This window comes from Streptacidiphilus sp. PB12-B1b (genome assembly GCF_014084125.1).
Lineage (GTDB): Bacteria > Actinomycetota > Actinomycetes > Streptomycetales > Streptomycetaceae > Streptacidiphilus.
Genome location: NZ_CP048405.1, coordinates 1,758,112 through 1,776,826 on the forward strand (window position 1 = coordinate 1,758,112; position 18,715 = coordinate 1,776,826).

The window sequence follows — 18,715 nt, forward strand, 5'->3', positions numbered from 1 at the left end:
CGAACAGAGGGACTTCGCCATGCGTATCGTCATTCCGATCTTTGACGGCCTCACCGCACTCGACGCGGTCGGCCCCTACGAGGTCCTCCGCATGCTGCCGGACGCCGACGTGGTCTTCGCCGCCGCCGCCCCCGGGCCGGTGGTGGACGGGGCCGGGCAGCTGACGCTGACCGCCGGGGCCGCCTTCGCCGACGTCGACTCCGCCGACATCCTGCTGGTCCCCGGCGGCCCGGGCGCCCGGCGCGGCGTGGACGACCCGGCCCTGGTGGACTGGATCCGCCGCATCGACGCGACCACCGCCTGGACCACGTCCGTCTGCACCGGCTCGCTGCTGCTCGGGGCGGCCGGGCTGCTGGAGGGCCTGGACGCCACCACCCACTGGAGCGCGGTCGAGCTGTTGGAGGCGTACGGCGCCCGCTACACCGCCGAGCGGGTGGTGGTGCAGGGCACGACGGTCACCGCGGCCGGGGTCTCCTCCGGCATCGACATGGCCCTCACCCTGGCCGGGATGATCGCCGGGCGCACGGTCGCCGAGGCGATCCAGCTGGCCATCGAGTACGACCCGCAGCCGCCGTTCGACTCCGGCTCGTACGCCAAGGCCCCGCAGGAGGTCAGGGACTACGTGGCGGCCCGGCGCTAGGCCCTCGGGCCGGGGCCGGACGTGCGCCGACCCGGACCGGGAAGCCTCCGGTCCGGGTCGGCGTGCGGGGTCCTGGCCGGTCAGCCGGTGACGCTGGCGCTGCCGGTCTCCAGGTGGCCGGTGAAGCGGCGGGACCAGGCCGGGTCCAGGTTGTTGGTGACGGTGAAGTCGTACCAGCCGTTGTCGTACGCGACCGCGTTGAAGAAGTCGCTGGTGCTGCCGCCTGCCGGAACGCTGTACGTCCACGGGCCGTCGCTGCGGTAGTTGGTGGAGGTGATGGTGAAGACGGCGGTCTTGCCGGAGGCGGCGGCGTTGGTCATGGTGAACCACACCGCGAGCTTGCCGGTGCCGGAGGCCACCGCGTAGCTGCTCTTGGCCTCCAGGTTGGCGCCGATGGTGGTGGCGTTGCCGGCGAAGTGCCGCAGGAAGCGGTTGGGGCCGATCAGGGTCAGGTCGTAGGCGCCGTTGCCGTTGCCGTTGCCGATGTTGAAGAAGTCGCTGGTGCTGCCGCCGGCCGGGACGGTGTACTGCCACGGGCCGCCGGTGCGGTACTGGTTGGCGTAGATGGCGAAGTGCGCGGCGCTGGTCGCGGCGGCGCCCTGGTTCTGCATGTCGATCCACAGCAGGATCTGGTTGTCGGCGTCGAACTCCAGCCGGTCCACGCTGCCGTTGGGCTGGTACGGCAGGGCCCGGGCCGGGCGGGTGCCGCTCTCCTGGGTGGGCATGGCGTTGTTGCCGGGGGAGGGGTTCACCATGACGTTGCAGGTGGCCTGCGAGGTGGTGGCGGGCGCCGCGGGCAGCGACGGCAGGCCGTAGACCGGCTTGGTGAAGTCGAAGGCGCCGGTGAGGTCGCCGCAGACCTGGCGGCGCCAGGCGCTGATGTTGGGGCAGGCGGCGGGGGTGCCCAGGGCGGTGGTCCAGGTCTCCAGGAAGCGGATCACCGAGGTGTGGTCGTAGACCTGGGAGTCGACCCAACCGCCGCGCGACCAGGGGGAGATGACCACCATCGGGACGCGGAAGCCCAGGCCGATGGCGGTGTTGTCGTAGGACTCCCCGGCGGTTCCGGCGGGCGCGACCGGCGGCGGCACGTGGTCGAAGAAGCCGTCGTTCTCGTCGTAGTTCAGGAACACCACGGTCGAGTTGAAGGTGTCGCTGTCGGCGGCCAGCGCCTGGATCACCTCGTTGACGAAGTACGCGCCGTTGCCGGGAGGGGCGTCGGGGTGCTCGGAGTGGGCCTGGTCGGCGACCACCCAGGACACCTGGGGCAGCGTTCCGGCGAGCGCGTCGGCCTTGATCGCGGCGGCGATGTCGTCCGGGGTGGCGCCGCTGCCCGGCACCGAGGCCATGCCCCGCTGGTACAGCGTGCTGCTGGTGGAGGCGTTGGCGAACTGCTTGAAGTACGCCAGGGCGTTGTCGCCGAAGTTGTCGCTCGCGTTCTGGTAGACCTTCCAGCTGACGCCGGCGTTCTGCAGCGCCTCGGCGTAGGTCTGCCAGCCCAGTCCGCTCTCCGAACCGCCGTCGTAGGCGGGGCCGCCCGCAGTGCCGGCCGGGTCGATCGTGCCGCTCCACAGGTACGTCCGGTTGGGGCCGGTCGCGCTGATGATGGAGGAGTGGTACGCGTCGCAGATGGTCCAGTTGTCGGCCAGCGCGTAGTGGAACGGGATGTCGGACCGGTTCATGTAGCCCAGGGTGCGGACCGAGCCCTTGGCCGAGACCCAGCTGTCCATGAGGCCGTTGTTCCAGGCGGAGTGCTGCGTGGCCCAGCCGTGGTCCAGCGAGCCGTCGCACTGCGCCAGGGTCTCGCCGCTGGTCCCGAAGTACCAGGTGTCGGTGGCGCTGAGCTGCCACGGGTACTGCCTGCCCGAGCCGTTGGCCTGGTTGAACACCGAGTACCCGCCGGCCACCGCGATCGCGGAGCGGTCGGCGAAACCGCGCACGCCCTGGAGCGACCCGAAGTAGTGGTCGAAGCTGCGGTTCTCCTGCATCAGTACCACGACGTGCTTGACGTCGGCGATGGTGCCGGTGGTGCCGGTCGCGGCTGCGGCACGGGGGGCACTGCCGGGCAGGACCTCAAGGCCGAGGGTGGCGCCCAGAGCGGCGGCGGAGCCGAGGAACGTACGGCGTGAGAGGGGGGACACGCGGTCTCCAGGTTGTGGGGGCGGGCAGGCAGGAGCAGCCCGGCAACCAGGTGGTTACGGGCCAGTAGCACGGTGTGCCATGCCGGAAACTGTGGCGTATGGATGGCGTGAACGGAACAAGGCTGCGTGGTATCAGCAGGTGAATCTTGCGTGCCGGGTGCGGCCTGCGGCCCGGCGGCGGGGACTGTCGCAGGAGTGGAACAGGTTCTAATCTGATGGTGCGTCAGTAAAACCCTGTCCGCCCACTGGGAGAGCGAGTTGACGATGGCTCAGAAAACGTATCTCGTCGGCGTCGGCATGACCGGTTTTGCGAAGCCGCAGTCCCGGGACTGGCACTACGGGGACATGGCGAAGGAGGCCGGAGCAGCCGCCCTCGCCGACGCCGGCATCGGCTACGGCCTGGTCGAGCAGGCCGCCGCGGGCTTCTGCCAGCAGCAGTCCACGGCGGGCCAACGGGCGGTCTACGGGCTCGGGTTGACCGGCATCCCGGTCTACAACGTCAACAACAACTGCGCCACCGGATCGACCGCCCTGATGATGGCCCGTCAGTTCGTCGCCGGAGGGCTCAACGACTGCGTGCTGGCGCTGGGTTTCGAGCAGATGAGGCCGGGTGCGCTCGGCTCCGGCGCCGGAGCCGAGGGCTTCGCCGCCAGCCCGGTGGCGCGGCACTACGGCGTGATGGCAGCCCGGCACGGCTTCGCGGCGACCCCGCCCACCGCGCAGATCTTCGGCAACGCCGCCCGTGAGCACATGGAGCGCTACGGCACCACCGCCGAGCAGTTGGCGCTGGTCGGGGTGAAGAACCACCGCCACTCCACCGCCAACCCGCGCGCCCAGTTCCGCGACGAGTACACCCTGGAGCAGGTGCTCGGCTCCCGGACGATCCACGCGCCGCTGACCAAGCTCCAGTGCTCGCCCACCTCGGACGGGGCGGCGGCGGCCGTGGTCGCCAGTGAGCGCTTCGTCCGCGAGCACGGCCTGGAGGACCGCGCGGTCGAGATCATCGGGCAGGCGATGACCACCGACACCGAGGAGAGCTTCGCCTCCGGCTCCTGCATCGACGTCGTCGGCAAACCCATGAGCCGGGCCGCCGCCCGGGCCGTCTACGCGCAGTCGGGCCTGGGCATCGAGGACGTGGACGTGATCGAGCTGCACGACTGCTTCTCCGTCAACGAGCTGCTCACCTACGAGGCGCTGGGCATGTGCGCGGACGGCGAGAGCGGCAAGCTGGTCGCCGAGGGGGCGACCACCCACGGCGGACGCTGGGTGGTGAACCCCTCCGGCGGGCTGATCTCCAAAGGGCACCCGCTCGGCGCGACCGGCCTGGCGCAGTGCGCGGAGCTGGTCTGGCAGCTGCGCGGCGAGGCCGAGGGACGGCAGGTGGCCGGGGCGCGGGTGGGGCTCGCGCACAACATCGGACTCGGCGGCGCGGCCGTGGTCACTCTGCTGGTCCGGCCGTAACGCGGCCTCGCTGCGCGGGCGGTGGGCTGCGCGGGCGGCAGGCTGTGTGCGGCGGGGCCGCGGGTCGAGACGCGGCGCGCGGCGCGCGGTGCCGAAAGCATGGCCAACGCCGGAGGGGTTTGCTATACCTGTCGGGCAGAAACCTAGAACAAGTTCTACCGCTCCGCTCCATCCGCCAGCTTCACCACCCATCGGCTCCACCACCCAGCCCGCGGGGGCCGGCCGTACGGCTGAGTCGGATCCCGCGTCGAGCGGCCCCGGCGCAGTCGGCTGTGCGGACGACCGCGTCGGGGTCCACCAGACCGCAGCCCCTCCGCGCCGAGCCGCAGCAAGGAGACACCCGCGATGCCCATCGATCCCGCCGCCGCCCTCGCGGCCCCGCCCCGCAGCACCGACATCGCCTGGGAGCAGAAGGACGTCCTGCTCTACCACCTCGGCGTGGGCGCGGGCGCGCACCGCCCGGCCACCGATCCCGATGAGCTGCGCTACACCTATGAGAAGGACCTCCAGGTCCTCCCCAGTTTCGTCACCGTCGCGGGCGGCGGGCTCGCCAAGGCGGGGGCCTTCACCCTGCCCGGGCTCGACATCGACCTGGCCCGGGTCCTGCACGGCGGCCAGCGCATCGACCTGCACCGGCCCGTCCCCGCATCCGGCCGCGCCACCCTCACCAGCAGGCTCGCCGGGCTGTACGACAAGGGCAAGGCGGCGGTGCTGATCATGCGCAGCGAGGCCGCCGACGCCGACGGACCGCTGTGGACCTGCGACACCGAGATCTACGCGCGCGGCGAGGGCGGCTTCGGCGGCGAGCGCGGCGCCAGTACCCGGACCGCCCCGCCCGAGCGCGCCCCCGACTGGCAGCGCGAGATCCCGGTCCGGCACGACCAGGCCCTGTTGTACCGGCTCTCCGGCGACTGGAACCCGCTCCACGCCGACCCGGACTTCGCCAAGCTCGCCGGGTTCGACACCCCGATCCTGCACGGCCTGTGCACCTACGGCATCACCCTCAAGACCGTCGTGGACACCGTCCTCGGCGGCGACGCCGACCGCGTCCTCAGCTGTGCCGCCCGCTTCGCCGGGGTCTTCTTCCCCGGGGAGACGCTGCGCGTGCGGATCTGGGACGAGGGCGCGCGCCTTCTCGTCAGCGCGACCTCGGCGGACCGCGCCGACGCCCCCGTCCTCGCCGACACCGTCGTCACCCACCGGCAGCAGTAGCCCCGGCGAACCGCACGCCCGCACACCAGCCCACCCGCACAGGGAGTCGAGATGCGCGCAGCAGTCCTGCACGAGACCGGCCAGGAGAAGCTCGAAGTACACGACGGGGTGGAACTCCCGGCCACCGGGCCGGGCCAGGTCCGGGTGCGGATGCGCGCCGCGAGCCTGTGCCACTCGGACCTGTCGGCGATGAGCGGCGTCCTGCCGCAGCCCGCCCCGTTCGTCCCGGGCCACGAGGGCGCGGGGGAGATCACCGAGGTCGGCGCCGACGTCGAGGGCCTGGCCGTCGGCGACCACGTGGTCGTCTGCTGGATGCCGCCCTGCGGGGCCTGTCCCAGCTGTCGGCGCGGCCAGGGCAATCTCTGCCTGGCAGGCTTCGCCACCATGGGCACGCCCAACTACCGCCACGACGGCGCCGACATCTTCGGCTTCTCCGGCACCGGCACCTTCGCCGAGGAGTGCGTCGTCGCCTCCGGCTGCGCGGTGAAGCTGCCGGACGACGTGCCGTTCGAGATCGGCGCGCTGATCGGCTGCGGTGTCACCACCGGCGTGGGCGCGGCCGTGCACACCGCCCGGCTGGAACCGGGCTCCTCGGTGGTGGTGTTCGGCTGCGGCGGCGTCGGCATCGCCGCGATCCAGGGCGCGCGGGTCGCGGGCGCGGCGCAGATCGTCGCGGTGGACCCGGTGGCCTCGCGCCGGGCCTGGGCGCTGCGCTTCGGCGCGACCGAGGCGGTCGCCCCGGACGCCCTGGCCGAGGCGCAGCAGCGGCTGACCGGCGGCGAGGGCTTCGACTACGCCTTCGAGGTCGTCGGCCGGTCCGCGACGGTGCGCGCGGCGTACGACGCGACCCGGCGCGGCGGCGCGCTGGTCGTGGTCGGCGCGGGAGCGATGGACGACAACGCGCAGTTCAACATGTTCGAACTGTTCTTCAACGAGAAGCGCATCCTGCCCTCGCTGTACGGGGGCGCGGACGTGCTGCGCGGCTACCGCACCGTCATCGACCTGTGGCGGGCCGGGCGGCTGGACCTGGCGGGCATGATCACCCACCACGTCCGGCTGGAGAGCGTCAACGACGCCATCGAGCAGATGCGCACCGGCGAGGCCCTGCGCACCGTCATCGACCTCTGAGCGCCGCCACGACCGATCCCGCCCACGCAACCGACCACCCCAACGAGCAAGGAGGCCCCGGCATGAGCACCTCGCTGCAGGGCAGGACCGCCGTCGTCACCGGTGCCGGGCGCGGCCTCGGCCGGGCCGAGGCGCTGGAGCTGGCCCGGCTGGGCGCGAACGTCGTCGTCAACGACTTCGGCGCGCCCGGGCGCGACGGCAGCGGCGCGGTGTCGGCCGCGCCGGCGGACGAGACGGTCGCGGCGATCCTGGCCGAGGGCGGCAGTGCCGTCGCCCACTACGGCGACGTCGCCGACCTGGACGCGGCCCGCGAGCTGGTGGATCTGGCCGTGGACCGCTTCGGCCGGCTGGATGTGCTGGTCAACAACGCGGGCATCCTGCGCGACCGCATGGTCTTCTCCATGTCGCAGGACGAGTGGGACTCGGTCGTCCGGGTCCACCTGCGCGGCCACTTCGCCACCACCCGCGCCGCCGCCGCGCACTGGCGCGACCGGGCCAAGCAGTCGGGCGCGCCGGTGTACGGGCGGATCGTGAACACCTCCTCGGAGGCGTTCGTGGCCGGCTCGGCCGGGCAGCCCAACTACGCGGCGGCCAAGGGCGGCATCGTCGGACTGACGCTCAGCTGCGCCTCCGCCCTGGCCCGGTACGGAGTGACCAGCAATGTGATCTGCCCGCGCGCCCGCACCCGGATGACCGAGGACGTCTTCGTCGGCTCCATGGGCGCGCCGGACCAGGGCGTGGACCCGCTCGCCCCCGAGCATGTCTCGCCGCTCGTCGGCTACCTGGCCTCACCCGCCGCGCATCACGTCAACGGGCAGCTGTTCGTGGTCCACGGCGGCATGGTGGCCGTCCTGGGGCAGCCGCCGGTGCTGGCCAAGTTCGACGCTGCGAAGGACTTCTTCACCCCGGCCGAGCTGGACGAGCAGCTCAGCCCCTTCTACGACGCCCGCACGCCCGGCGACGGCTATGCCAACCTGTCCGTCCTCGGCCTCACCCGCGATGCGGCGAAGGGCGATTGACGGTCAGTCAGTTCATCTCGGAACGGCCAGGTTCAGTCGGCGCTGACGGCCCGGCGGTGGCGTCCATGGCCCGCCGGTTCGCGGCGGCCCTCGACGTCGTCGTCAGCCACCGTGCCACGGTGCCTGCCGGCGATGGCGCCGATTCCTTCGGAGCCCGGCGGGGCGTCCAGGCGGTTCTCAGTGATGTCGGTGAGGGCATCGGACATGAGAGTCGTCTTCTCCGTCTGTGTCTGTCGGTCGATACGTCGATACGTCGGTATGCGGGTACGTCGGCATGCGGGTACGGCCATGGATGCCGGGCGCGCGCGGAGCCCGCCCCGCCACGGCGTGAGGAGTTGTCACCCTATGACAGTTCATCTGCCCCATGCGCACCATATTCAATCAAGGCCCTCGGAACAGGCGGTCGGACCGAGCCCTCGGAACGGGCCCTCGGATCAGGTCGTCCGCCCTGTGCGCAGGAAGCTCGCCAGCAGTTCGTTCAGCACCGGGCCGGACTCCTCCGCCAGCACCTCGTGCCCCGCCCCGGCCGCCTCCACATAGCGGAAGTCCGCGCCCTCGCTGCGCCCCATCCGCAGCAGCTCCTCGCGCAGCGTCCGCGACTGCCCGACCGGCACCACCTCGTCCCGGTCGCCGTGCACCACCAGCAGCGGGGCGGTCAGCCGGTGGCACAGCCGCAGGACGTCCCGGGGGCCGCGCCCGTCGCCGGGCTCCTGCGCCCCGCCCATCCGGGTGGTCAGCGACTGCACCCCGGGCGTCGCCTCCTGCATCAGCCGCGCGCCCGACAGGAACGGCGCGACCACCGCGCAGCGCGCCACCAGCGCCGGCGAGGAGCAGGCCGCGAGCAGCGCCAGGAACGCCCCGTAGCTCACCCCGAAGAGTGACGCCGGTTCGAGCCCGAGGGCGACGCGGTGCCCGCTGACGCTGGTCAGCAGCGCCAGCACGTCGTCCAGGTCGGGCCCGCCCCAGGCGTCCTGAAGCGCCTGCGCGTGCTCGACGCCGTAGCCGGTGGAGCCGCGCTGGTTGGGCGCGACCACCGACAGGCCCTCGGCGGCCATCCGTTGCAGCGTCGGATCGAACTCCATCCGCCAGGCGTCGGCCGGGCCGCCGTGCAGCGCCAGCACCAGGTGCTGGGCCGTCAGCCAGCTGTCCCCGCCGTACACCACCGCCTCCAGTCGGCCGGCCGCGCCGGCCAGTTCGCAGGTCCGCGCGGGGTGCCAGCGGCCGCCCTCGCTCGGCGCGGAGCTGCCGTCCAGCCGCCAGCCGGGCCGGGTGGGCCGCAGCTCCCGCACCGAGCCGCCCTTGGGCATCCGGCGCAGCAGGCTGTTCATCCCGGCCGAGCCGCCCTGCAACGGCGCCAGCCGCAGCGGCATGGTCGGCGTCGGACGCTCCTCCGGCGGCTCCTCCCGCAGCCGGTCCACATCGATCGTCGCCATGCCGGCCGGGTGGTCGGGCGCGGAGTACGGGACGCGCAGCCCGGCCGGGGACCAGTGGGCGAGACCGCCCATCCGCCCGGGCGGCACCGGCAGCGGCTCACAGCGGCCCTCGGCGGGACGCCACAGCGCCAGCGAGGAGCTCGCGCCCCAGTCGCACTGCAACGCCACCCGCAGTTCGGCCGCCGGGGTCGCCGGATCGGCGGGCGGCTCGATCGCCACCGGCCGCAGGAAGCGCTGCGACCGGTGCAGGCAGTCGGGGAACCGCAGCGGCTGGTCGCCGCCGAGCACGCCCCACCCCAGCCGGTCCTCCCCGGCGGCGTCGCTGCGGACGATGATCAGACCGGTGCCGGGGTCGGCCGCGACCAGGCGGTCATTGCTGCCGGGGGCCAGCTCCAGCAGCGGGCTGAGCACCCCGGTGGCCAGATCCAGCGCGACGGACTTCACCACCGGCCCGTGCTTGCCCCGGCGCACGTGGTCCAGCGCCAGCATCCGCCCGCCCCGGTCCAGCCACACGCCGCCCCCGGCCAGCCCGGAGAACTCCGCCACCTGCTGCGGCCCGGCACCGTCGGCGCTGATCAGCCACACCGAGGTGACCGAGCGCTGGTCCGTGCCCAGAGCCACGGCGACCGGCGCGCCGGGCTCGGCGGCGGGCAGCGCCAGCAGCCGCAGGCCGGGCAGGTGCAGCGTCCCGGCGCCGGTCTCGTACACCGCCGGAAGGCCGCCGCCCCCGGCCTGCCCGCCGCTCTGCCCGGCCTGGCCGCCGCCGGGGGGTGCGGTGCCCGGGCCGGTCCAGGTGTAGGCGGCGCGGACCACCAGCTCCTGCCGCCCCTCCCGGTGGCGGCAGATCAGGACCCGCCCGTCCTGCAGCGAGATCAGCTGCGAGCGCAGGCTCTCCGGCGCCGAGCCCTCCGCCGACCCCTCGCCCCCGGCACCGCCGCCACCACCACCCGCACCGCCCCCGGCCGCACCGCCCCAGGCACCGCCGCCGCCACCGACGCCGAAGCCGCCACCGCCACCGAAGCCGCCACCGCCACCGCCCCCCGCGCCGAGCACCAGCGGCACCGGCACCGCCACCCCGCCGCCGCCCGCTCCGGCCCCCGCCGCAGCGCCGCCCGCCGCTCCGGCTCCCGCTCCGGCCCCGCCCCCGGCCGCCGCAGCACCGGCGTCCGCTCCCCGGCCCAGCCACCAGCTTTCCGGGTACCAGCCGCTGTCCCCGGTCGTCGCCAGGCAGGCCGCGAACGCCCCGTCCGCCGAGAAGGTGAAGCCCAGCCGCCGCAGCACCGGCGCGTAGACGTGCCTCGGCGGCGGCAGCGTGCCCACCAGCGTCAGCGGCGGCGTGGGCTCCGGCGTCAGCGGGAGAGGTGTCATGGTCATGGAGTAGCTCACCACCGAGAGATAGGAGGCCAGGGGCCGCAGCGGTCCTCGGCCGGATGCGCACGGGAAAGGCGAGGGCACCGGCGCCCCCCGTCGCACCAACAGACGCTACTTACGTCACCCGCACCACCCGAACGGATCGATGACCCTTCACTCATAAGGGTGAGGAGGCCGCGCGGCCCTCCCGGACGGTTGCCGCGCCCCCGTCCGCCGACCCACCGGTCGGATCGCCCCTGGAAACTTCGGTAAAGTCGACGGGTGCCGATCCTTTCCGACGTCCGACGCCTCCTCGACGAGCTGTACCCGCCCGCGCGAGCCGAATCCTGGGACGCCGTCGGCCTGGTGTGCGGCGATCCGGACGCCGAGGTACGACGGGTGCTGTTCGCCGTCGACCCGGTGCAGCCGGTGGCCGACGAGGCCGTGGCCTGGGGCGCCGACCTGCTGGTCACGCACCACCCGCTCTACCTGCGCGGCACCACCACAGTCGCCGCCGACAGCTTCAAGGGCCGGGTCGTGCACACCCTGATCAAGCACGACGTCGGGCTCCTCGTCGCCCACACCAACGCCGACTCCGCCGACCCAGGCGTCTCCGACGCCCTCGCCGAGGCCCTCGGCCTGCGGATCACCGGCCCGATCGTCCCCGACCCCACCGACCCGGCCGGACGCCGGGGCCACGGCCGGATCGGCGAGCTGGAGCAGGCCGAGCCGCTCTCCGCCTTCGCCGCCCGGGTCGCCGCCGGGCTGCCCGCCACCGCCCAAGGCGTCCGCGCGGCCGGCGACCCCGACCGGCCCGTCCGCCGGGTCGCGGTCGCCGGGGGCTCCGGCGACTCCTTCTTCGACGCCGTCCGGGCCAGCGGCGTGGACGCCTACGTCACCGCCGACCTGCGCCACCACCCCGCCTCCGAGGCCCGCGAGGCCGGCCCGCTCGCCCTGGTGGACGCCGCGCACTGGGCCACCGAGTGGCCCTGGCTGCGCAGCGCCGAACGCGAACTGCTCGCCGCCGCCGAGAAGCACGGCTGGGCCCTGGAAACCCGCGTGTCCCACCAGGTCACCGACCCCTGGACGCTGCACGCCCCGATGACCGCAAACCGTTGAACCTCGACGTACACCCAAGGAGCACCCCCTGAACGCCGCGCCCGCCGACCAGATCCGCCTGCTCGACCTCCAGGCCCTCGACTCCCGCCTCGACCAGCTCGCCCACCGCCGGGACACCCTCCCCGAGCACGCCGAGATCCAGCAGCGCAGCACCGACCTGACCGAGCTGCGCTCGCTCACCGTCGCCGCCGAGACCCAGCTCAGCGACACCAAGCGCGAGCTGGTCAAGGCCGAGCAGGACGTCGACCAGGTCAGCTCCCGCGCCGCCCGCAACAAGGAGCGTATGGACTCCGGCGCCGTGACCTCCGCCAAGGACCTCGCCAACATGCAGCACGAGGTCGGCGCCCTGGCCAAGCGCCAGAGCGACCTGGAGGACATCGTCCTGGAGATCATGGAGCGGCTGGAGTCCGCGCAGACCCGGGTCGTCGAGATGACCGCCCGCCGCGACGACGCCGCCCACAGCACCGCCGAGGCCGAGGCCCGCCGCGACGCCGCGATCGCCGAGATCGACGCCGAGGCCGCCAAGGTCACCCGCGAGCGCGAGACCGTCGCCGCCGTCATCCCGGCCGACCTGATGAAGCTCTACACCAAGCTCCGCCAGACCCAGGGCGGCACCGGCGCGGCCCGGCTGTTCCAGCGCCGCTGCGAGGGCTGCCGGGTCGAGCTCAGCATCACCGACCTGCGCGCGGTCCGCTCCGCCGCGCCGGACGAGGTGCTGCGCTGCGAGAACTGCAGCCGCATCCTGATCCGCACCTCGGACTCCGGTCTGTAGGCGGACGGCGGACATGGCCACCCGACGGTTCAGCATCGAGGCGGACGGCGGCTCCCGGGGCAACCCGGGGCCCGCCGGGTACGGCGCGACCGGAGCCGGGACGGCGAGCACGGGCTCGTCCGGCGTGGGCTGGGGCGCGGCGGCCGACCTCGGCACCCCCAGCACCTTCGTCCTGCTGCGCCACGGCGAGACCGCGCTCACCCCCGAGAAGCGGTTCTCCGGCAGCGGCGGCAGCGACCCCGAACTGTCCGGCCGCGGCCGCGCCCAGGCCGAGCAGGCCGCCGAGGCCCTCGCCGCGCGCGGCGACATCCAGGCCGTCGTCAGCTCGCCGCTGCTCCGCTGCCGCCAGACCGCCCAGGCCGTCGCCGACCGGCTCGGCCTCGACGTCGCCATCGACGAGGGCCTGCGGGAGACCGACTTCGGCGCGTTCGAGGGGCTGACCTTCGCCGAGGCCAAGCAGCGCCACGCCGCCGAGCTGGACGCCTGGCTGGCCTCCGCCGACACCGCACCCCCCGGCGGCGAGAGCTTCACCACCGTCGGCCACCGGGTCGCCGCCGCCCGCGACCGGCTCCTGGCACACCACCCGGGGCGGACGATCCTGCTCGTCTCGCACGTCACACCGATCAAGACCCTGGTCCAACTGGCCCTGGGAGCCCCACCGGAGTCCCTGTTCCGAATGGAACTCTCAGCAGCCGCCCTCTGCACCGTCCAGTACTACACCGACGGCAACGCCTCCCTCCGCACCTTCAACAACACCTCCCACCTGCACTGACCCCCACCCCCGCCCGACACCCGCCCGTGCATGCACCCGCCCGCACCTGCGCCCGAGCGAGCGCCATCCACGGCGTAATCACGCCCGCTTGCCTGCGCTCCGCGCGGCACCGGGCCTGCGCACAGTCCCACCGCCTGCGCCCTCGCGCCTGAGCTGCCCCACGTCCGCTCGGTTCCACCTGCTCGCGCTCAGCGCCCGCGTGGCTGCGCGCCTGCGTCCCCGCGCCCGAGCGCGGCCACCCACCTGCGCCAGCCGTACCTATCCGCCAGCCCGCGCCCGAGCGGCCATCTGCCCGCGTCAGCCCCGACCGCTTGCGCCCCCGCCCGAGCGGCCTCCGCCCTCCTACCCACACTCGGTGCCCAGCGCCCAGCGCGAACGCCGACCCACGCCGGGCCAGCTGGGCCGCCCCCGCCTACAGCTCGTCGACGACCACGTCCAGCGCCCACGGCTTCCCCGCCGCCGGGGCGGCTGCCTCGACCGTGTACTTCAACTCCCGCAGGGCCTCGGTCAGTTCGGCGGGCGACTGCGGCTGCGCGTCCGCCTCCAGCAGGTCGCGGACGATCCGGCCCTTGGTGGCCTTGTTGAAGTGGCTCACCACGGACCGCTTGGTCACCCCGTCCACCACCCGTTCGTGCAGCACCCGTACCGTCGCCGTCCGCGCAGCGACCTCCCCGGCGGGCTTCCACAGCGCCGCGTACGCCGACGACCGCAGGTCCAGCACCAGGCCGGTGGCCAACCCCGGCATCACCTCGGCCATCGGCCCGCGCCAGTGGCCGGACAGCGCGCCCAGCTTCGGCAGCCGCACCCCGCCCGAGCAGCGGTACGCCGGGATCGGGTCGCCGATCCGCACGGCGCCCCACAGGCCGGAGAACACCAGCAGTGACTCCTCCGCACGGGCGTACGCGGCGGCGTCCAGCGTGGCCAGGCCCAGCGCGTCGTACAGCACGCCGGTGTACAGCCGGCCGGCGGGCAGCGTCGGCGCGGTGCGCAGCCCGGCGTTGCGGGCCAGCTCCCCACGCAGGCCGGGGGAGAGGCCGAGCACGGCCGAGGCGGTGTCGGGATCGCCCGTGCACAGCGTCACCAGCTCGGTCAGCGCCCGCTCCCGCGCCGGGTTCAGCCCCGGCAGGGAGAGCGCGTCCAGCGCCAGCGGCGCCCCCGCCTCCGGCGCGGCCTTACCCTCGGACGGCGGCAACAGCACCAGCACAGCGGTTCTCCCTCGGTGTACGGACGTCTGCGAACACCCTACGGAGCCGCGCACCCGGAAGGAAAACGCCCGCCACCCCCCTCTCACCTGCCGAGCACCCGGGGCGCGCCGCTCCCCGTCGCCGTAGGCTGCCCCCATGCCACGCCGCAGGTTCCGCGTCCGGACCGCCAGGATCGCCACCGAACTCGCCGAGCTGCGCGCCCGCATGGAGATCCCCGACGCCTTCCCGCAGGCCGTCCTGGACGAGGCCGACCGGGCCGTCCGCGCGCCCGGGCTGCCCGAGCACGACGCCACCGACCTGCCGCTGTTCACCATCGACCCGCCCGAATCCCTCGACCTCGACCAGGCCATGCACCTGGAGCGGCGCGGCAGCGGCTTCCGCGTGCACTACGCGATCGCCGACGTCGGCGCGTTCGTCGCCCCCGGCGGCCTGCTCGACGCCGAGGCCCGGCGCCGCGTCGAGACCCTGTACTTCCCCGACCGCCGGGTCCCGCTGCACCCGCCGCAGTTCTCCGAGGGCGCGGCCAGCCTGCTGCCCGGCCAGCCCGCGCCGGCCCTGCTCTGGCGGCTCGACCTGGACGCGGACGGCGCCCTGGTCCGCACCGACCTGCGCCGGGCGCTGGTCCGCAGCCGCCGCAGGCTCGACTACGCCACCGCCCAGCGCGCTATCGACAACGGCAGCGCCGACGAGTCGCTGGCCCTGCTCGGCGTCGTCGGCCCGCTGCGCGAGCAGCAGGAACGCGAGCGCGGCGGCATCAGCCTGCCCATCCCGGAGCAGGAGGTCGAGGAGGTCCGCGGCGGCTACGCCCTCGCCTACCGCGCGCCCCGCCCCGCCGACGGCTGGAACGCACAGATCTCCCTGCTCACCGGCATGGCCGCGGCCGCGCTGATGCTGGACGCCGGGATCGGCCTGCTGCGCACGCTGCCCTCCGCGCCGCCCGCGGCGTACGCCCGGCTGCGGCTGGTCGCCCGCGCCCTCGACGTCCCCTGGCCGCAGGAGCAGCCCTACCCGCAGCTGATCCGCAGCCTCGACCCGGCGCTCCCGGCCCACGCCGCCTTCCTCAACGAGTGCACCGGGCTGCTGCGCGGCGCCGGATACACCGCCTTCGACGGTACGCCGCCGACCGACCCGGGCCACGCGGCCGTCGCCGCCCCGTACACGCACTGCACCGCCCCGCTGCGCCGCCTCGCCGACCGCTTCACCGGCGAGCTGTGCGCCGCCCTGGTCGACGGCGGCCCCGTCCCGGACTGGCTGCGCGAGGCGCTGCCGCTGCTGCCCAAGCTGATGGAGACCGGCGACCGCCGCGCCCACGAGGTGGAGCGGGCCTGCGTCGACCTGATCGAGGCAGAGCTGCTGCGCGGACGCGAGGGCGACCTGTTCGACGCGGTGGTCGTCGACGTGGACGAGCGCAGGCCGCTCACCGGCACCGTCCAGCTGCGCCGCCCGGCCGTCCGCGCCCGCATCGCGGACGACCGCGCGGACGCCCCGCCGCTGCCGCTCGGCACCCGCATCCGCGTCCGCCTCACCACCGCCGACCCAGCCGCCCGCACCGTCCGCTTCGCCCCCGCCTGAGCCCGGCGGCGCCGACGGCGGCGTTCGGACGACCCCCGCGCAACGGCTACCATGGTCCACACGGCGGACGAGTCGGCCGGGCGGTCGCGTCGGGTCCTCACGGGCCCGCCGAGGAACGTCCGGGCTCCACACGGCAGGGTGGTGGGTAACGCCCACCCGGGGCAACCCGCGGGACAGTGCCACAGAAAACAGACCGCCGGAGGGCAACCTCCGGTAAGGGTGAAACGGTGGTGTAAGAGACCACCAGTGCCCAGGGTGACCTGGGCAGCTAGGTAAACCCCACCTGGAGCAAGGTCAAGAGGGGGCACCGCAAGGCGCCCTGCGCTGACGTTCGAGGGCTGCCCGCCCGAGTCAGCGGGTAGACCGCTAGAGGCTGTCGGCAACGGCAGCCGTAGATGGATGACCGCCTCCGCGCGGACCGCAAGGTCCCCGCGAGACAGAACCCGGCGTACAGGCCGACTCGTCCGCCCCTAGCTGGGGCTTTGCCCCGGAAAGGGCCTCCGACCTGCGTCGGAGGCCCTTTCCGATCTTTCAGGGCCTTGCCCGTTTAGAAGTCATCTCATTTGGCTGTGTAGGCTGCGTTCGTGGCGATCGTGGAGCGGCTGGTGCCGGACGGGTTGTGGGAGTTGTTCCAGCGGGTGGTGCCGGCTGTGCCGACGCGTCCGCAGGGCGGTGGCCGTCGTCGTTACGGGGACCGTGAGGTGCTGGCCGCGATCATTTTCGTGGCCACATCGGGGTGCACATGGGCCCAGCTCCCACCGTGTTTCGGGCCGTCCGGGCCGACTGCGCACCGGCGTTTCACGGAGTGGAGCCGGGCCCGGGTCTGGGCCAGGTTGCATCGCCTCGTCCTCGATGAGCTCGGCGCCCGAGGAGATCTGGACTGGTCGCGCTGCGCGGTCGACTCGGTGAACATGCGGGCCACGAAAAGGGGGAGCTGACAGGTCCGAATCCTGTCGATCGGGGCAAGTACGGGTCGAAGATCCACATGCTCACTGAACGCACCGGTCTGCCCCTGTCGATCGCCATCTCCGGCGCGAACCTGCACGACAGCCAGGCCCTGGAGCCGCTGGTGCGCGGCGTCGCACCCGTCCGCTCGCGGCGCGGACCACGGCGACGCCGCCCCGCCAAGCTCCATGCCGACAAGGCATACGACTACGACCACCTTCGGCGATGGCTCCGGTCCCGCAACATCACCCCACGCATCGCCCGCCGCGGGATCGATTCCTCCGAGCGCCTGGGCCGCTACCGCTGGACGGTGGAGCGGACCGTGGCGTGGCTCGCCGGCTGCCGCCGACTCCACCGGCGGTACGAACGCAAAGCCGAACACTTCCTCGCCTTCGCCGGGATCGCAGCCACACTCATCTGCTATCGCCGACTCGCCAAATGAGATGACTTCATAGGCGGCAAAAAGTCCCCGAAACATCCCCCGGACAGACGTGAAAGTCCCCGAAAAGTCCCCGGAGATGATCTTGTCCTGGGTGGTGGAGCAGGGCTGATGTGATGGCATGAGGCTACCGGCAGGCCCTACGTCATGGTCGATACATACCCGCTGCTGGCCGACACGGACCGCGCCCCGCCGTCGGCGCCCCCGCCTGGCTGCGGCTGCACCCAGCCCGTCGTGCATTTGGTGGCGGACGGCCTCGTGGTGGAACGCGACTCGGTGCTCTACCTGGAGTGCAGGCATGGGTCTGATTCGGAGTTCGGCCGAAGCCGCCTGCCGCGAACTGGCCAGCGAGCAGCTGCCCGAGCGCCTCGGCGTGGCCACCGCCCTGTCGGACCTGCAGCCGGTTACCGAATTCCCCAACGGGCTCATCGACGTCCTGCTGAAGCTGTACGCCGACCCCAACGACGAGGTCGCATGCAAGGCACTGACAACCATCCGCATGCTTCCCGGCACCGAGCACCCGCACATCGAGTCGCTGCTCACCGCAGCCCCTTTCATCGGGGCCTTCGGAAAATGAGGAGCGGCTGGTTCTCCTCGCCTGGTAGCTTCGGCGCTGTGCGGCGGCTCCTGAGGGTGCTTCCTTCTCTCACTCCTATGACACGAGTGCGCTCCATCCCCGTTGCACCTCAACTTCCTGGTCCCGCTCTCCGTCTTCTGGGAGGGCGGGACTTTCCTCACCAGAGAGCTGCCCCGGAGGGGACTCGACGCATGCCCGTCACCGCGACGACCGGGACGCCCAACCTGACCGAGTACGGCGCCACGCGCAGCCTCGCTGCGGTGCTGCTCGCGCGGCGCGGTGTCGTCCACCTTCCGACACACGTCACCGGGCGGACCGTCGGCGAGCGCGGCTCGATGGGGGTTGCGTTGCTGGAGGCGGATCTGCTCGACCGTGGATACCTGCTGTCCGGGCCGCTCCGCAATGCGCTTGCCTCGCTCGGCGATGTCGCCCTTGCCGCCGGTCACGATCTTGAGGCTGTGCTCGTAGCGGTGCTCTACTTTGTTGCGCAGTGCCACGAAAAGTTCGACGTTGAGGCGCACTGGGTCGGCACTGTTGGAGAAGCGCTGCTTGAGGCAGTACTCCAGATCCCACGCCTTCGGCTCGTCGTCCACCAGTTTGTAGGAACCGTTCGTGTCCTTGAAGTGGTAGTCGATCTTGTCGCGATGGAATTCGGCGTGCAGCAGATAATGCCACGCCTTGTGCATGTGAGTGAGGAAGTCTGTGTAATTGCCGGTGGAGCTGTTCCACTCGTCCATTGCCTTGAGGGCGTGCCGCTGCGACTCGTGGAGCATGTATCGCCATTTTGCCCAAGCCATGCCGTAGACCCTTCGTGTCCCAGTAGAAGGATCACACCGGTGCTCGCCCCATGGCAAGCATGATTTCTCCGGCCGCTCATGGATACATTTCTCACCGTGCGGGACTGTCGGCTCGGGCGCAAGGCGCACCACCTCA

General features: G+C 73.0%; 15 protein-coding genes, 1 other RNA gene and 1 pseudogene. 12 read left to right on the plus strand and 5 right to left on the minus strand.

The features are described 5' to 3' along the window. The first annotated feature begins 19 nt into the window (after positions 1 to 19). The gene (locus tag GXW83_RS08030; protein WP_182442295.1) at positions 20 to 640 is read left to right on the plus strand and encodes a DJ-1/PfpI family protein; all 621 of its coding nucleotides are present in this window, start codon (positions 20 to 22) and stop codon (positions 638 to 640) included. Between the two features lie 80 nt (positions 641 to 720). Here the strand turns inward: GXW83_RS08030 and GXW83_RS08035 are convergent, their stop codons facing one another. Beyond that, positions 721 to 2,778 (minus strand): phosphocholine-specific phospholipase C, encoded by a 2,058-nt coding sequence (locus GXW83_RS08035; RefSeq protein ID WP_182442297.1) that lies wholly within the window; start codon positions 2,776 to 2,778, stop codon positions 721 to 723. A 264-nt stretch (positions 2,779 to 3,042) separates the two neighbouring features. Between GXW83_RS08035 and GXW83_RS08040 the strand changes: the two genes are divergently transcribed. From GXW83_RS08040 to GXW83_RS08055, 4 genes are all read left to right on the plus strand, one after another. After that, positions 3,043 to 4,239 carry a Nonspecific lipid-transfer protein gene (locus GXW83_RS08040; RefSeq protein ID WP_182442299.1) on the plus strand — a complete coding sequence of 399 codons (1,197 nt, stop codon included), beginning with the start codon at positions 3,043 to 3,045 and terminating at the stop codon, positions 4,237 to 4,239. A 345-nt stretch (positions 4,240 to 4,584) separates the two neighbouring features. Beyond that, positions 4,585 to 5,451 carry a MaoC/PaaZ C-terminal domain-containing protein gene (locus GXW83_RS08045; RefSeq protein WP_182442308.1) on the plus strand — a complete coding sequence of 289 codons (867 nt, stop codon included), beginning with the start codon at positions 4,585 to 4,587 and terminating at the stop codon, positions 5,449 to 5,451. A 51-nt stretch (positions 5,452 to 5,502) separates the two neighbouring features. After that, positions 5,503 to 6,579 carry a Zn-dependent alcohol dehydrogenase gene (locus GXW83_RS08050; protein WP_182442312.1) on the plus strand — a complete coding sequence of 359 codons (1,077 nt, stop codon included), beginning with the start codon at positions 5,503 to 5,505 and terminating at the stop codon, positions 6,577 to 6,579. 62 nt (positions 6,580 to 6,641) lie between these two features. Beyond that, the gene (locus tag GXW83_RS08055; RefSeq protein ID WP_182442315.1) at positions 6,642 to 7,598 is read left to right on the plus strand and encodes a 3-oxoacyl-ACP reductase; all 957 of its coding nucleotides are present in this window, start codon (positions 6,642 to 6,644) and stop codon (positions 7,596 to 7,598) included. A gap of 32 nt (positions 7,599 to 7,630) precedes the next feature. Here the strand turns inward: GXW83_RS08055 and GXW83_RS08060 are convergent, their stop codons facing one another. Continuing rightward, positions 7,631 to 7,804 (minus strand): hypothetical protein, encoded by a 174-nt coding sequence (locus tag GXW83_RS08060; RefSeq protein WP_182442317.1) that lies wholly within the window; start codon positions 7,802 to 7,804, stop codon positions 7,631 to 7,633. 228 nt (positions 7,805 to 8,032) lie between these two features. Then, positions 8,033 to 10,405, minus strand: coding sequence for a S9 family peptidase (locus GXW83_RS08065; protein WP_182442319.1), 2,373 nt, complete (start codon positions 10,403 to 10,405; stop codon positions 8,033 to 8,035). Positions 10,406 to 10,663: 258 nt separating this feature from the next. Here GXW83_RS08065 and GXW83_RS08070 point away from each other — a divergent pair, with 258 nt between their 5' ends. Genes GXW83_RS08070 through GXW83_RS08080 form a run of 3 tightly spaced genes read left to right on the plus strand, consistent with a single transcriptional unit; the run spans position 10,664 to position 13,044 of the window. Next, positions 10,664 to 11,500, plus strand: coding sequence for a Nif3-like dinuclear metal center hexameric protein (locus GXW83_RS08070; protein ID WP_182442329.1), 837 nt, complete (start codon positions 10,664 to 10,666; stop codon positions 11,498 to 11,500). A 28-nt stretch (positions 11,501 to 11,528) separates the two neighbouring features. Next, positions 11,529 to 12,272, plus strand: a complete 744-nt coding sequence (locus GXW83_RS08075) for a zinc ribbon domain-containing protein (RefSeq protein WP_182447161.1) — start codon at positions 11,529 to 11,531, stop codon at positions 12,270 to 12,272. 13 nt (positions 12,273 to 12,285) lie between these two features. Continuing rightward, positions 12,286 to 13,044 carry a histidine phosphatase family protein gene (locus GXW83_RS08080; RefSeq protein WP_182442332.1) on the plus strand — a complete coding sequence of 253 codons (759 nt, stop codon included), beginning with the start codon at positions 12,286 to 12,288 and terminating at the stop codon, positions 13,042 to 13,044. Positions 13,045 to 13,456: 412 nt separating this feature from the next. Here the strand turns inward: GXW83_RS08080 and yaaA are convergent, their stop codons facing one another. Continuing rightward, a complete protein-coding gene (gene yaaA, locus GXW83_RS08085) occupies positions 13,457 to 14,248 on the minus strand; it encodes a peroxide stress protein YaaA (RefSeq protein WP_182442333.1) in 792 nt (263 codons plus the stop codon). A gap of 136 nt (positions 14,249 to 14,384) precedes the next feature. Here yaaA and GXW83_RS08090 point away from each other — a divergent pair, with 136 nt between their 5' ends. From GXW83_RS08090 to GXW83_RS08105, 4 genes are all read left to right on the plus strand, one after another. Beyond that, entirely contained in the window at positions 14,385 to 15,821 is a 1,437-nt protein-coding gene (locus GXW83_RS08090) for an RNB domain-containing ribonuclease (protein ID WP_182442335.1), read from the plus strand. 68 nt (positions 15,822 to 15,889) lie between these two features. Next, positions 15,890 to 16,288, plus strand: an RNA gene (rnpB, locus tag GXW83_RS08095) — RNase P RNA component class A. A 123-nt stretch (positions 16,289 to 16,411) separates the two neighbouring features. Next, positions 16,412 to 17,208 (plus strand): IS5 family transposase gene (locus tag GXW83_RS08100; protein WP_182447162.1). Its coding sequence is split into 2 segments (ribosomal slippage): positions 16,412 to 16,757 and positions 16,757 to 17,208, totalling 798 coding nucleotides; the frame shifts between segments, so codons are not numbered across the junction. A gap of 295 nt (positions 17,209 to 17,503) precedes the next feature. Beyond that, complete coding sequence (locus GXW83_RS08105; RefSeq protein ID WP_182442337.1) at positions 17,504 to 17,782, plus strand: hypothetical protein; 279 nt, start codon at positions 17,504 to 17,506, stop codon at positions 17,780 to 17,782. 506 nt (positions 17,783 to 18,288) lie between these two features. Here the strand turns inward: GXW83_RS08105 and GXW83_RS35285 are convergent. Next, positions 18,289 to 18,579 (minus strand): annotated as a pseudogene (locus GXW83_RS35285) (DUF3644 domain-containing protein); the annotation flags it as partial. Positions 18,580 to 18,715 lie beyond the last annotated feature (136 nt).

Bases quoted from the DNA above. Each gene is read 5' to 3' on its own strand.
- GXW83_RS08030 (WP_182442295.1), top strand. From the start codon at position 20: ATGCGTATCGTCATTCCGATCTTTGACGGCCTCACCGCACTCGACGCG.
- GXW83_RS08080 (WP_182442332.1), top strand. From the start codon at position 12,286: ATGGCCACCCGACGGTTCAGCATCGAGGCGGACGGCGGCTCCCGGGGC.
- GXW83_RS08040 (WP_182442299.1), top strand. From the start codon at position 3,043: ATGGCTCAGAAAACGTATCTCGTCGGCGTCGGCATGACCGGTTTTGCG.
- GXW83_RS08050 (WP_182442312.1), top strand. From the start codon at position 5,503: ATGCGCGCAGCAGTCCTGCACGAGACCGGCCAGGAGAAGCTCGAAGTA.
- GXW83_RS08045 (WP_182442308.1), top strand. From the start codon at position 4,585: ATGCCCATCGATCCCGCCGCCGCCCTCGCGGCCCCGCCCCGCAGCACC.
- GXW83_RS08065 (WP_182442319.1), bottom strand. From the start codon at position 10,405: ATGACCATGACACCTCTCCCGCTGACGCCGGAGCCCACGCCGCCGCTG.
- GXW83_RS08060 (WP_182442317.1), bottom strand. From the start codon at position 7,804: ATGTCCGATGCCCTCACCGACATCACTGAGAACCGCCTGGACGCCCCG.
- GXW83_RS08105 (WP_182442337.1), top strand. From the start codon at position 17,504: ATGGGTCTGATTCGGAGTTCGGCCGAAGCCGCCTGCCGCGAACTGGCC.
- GXW83_RS08090 (WP_182442335.1), top strand. From the start codon at position 14,385: ATGCCACGCCGCAGGTTCCGCGTCCGGACCGCCAGGATCGCCACCGAA.
- GXW83_RS08055 (WP_182442315.1), top strand. From the start codon at position 6,642: ATGAGCACCTCGCTGCAGGGCAGGACCGCCGTCGTCACCGGTGCCGGG.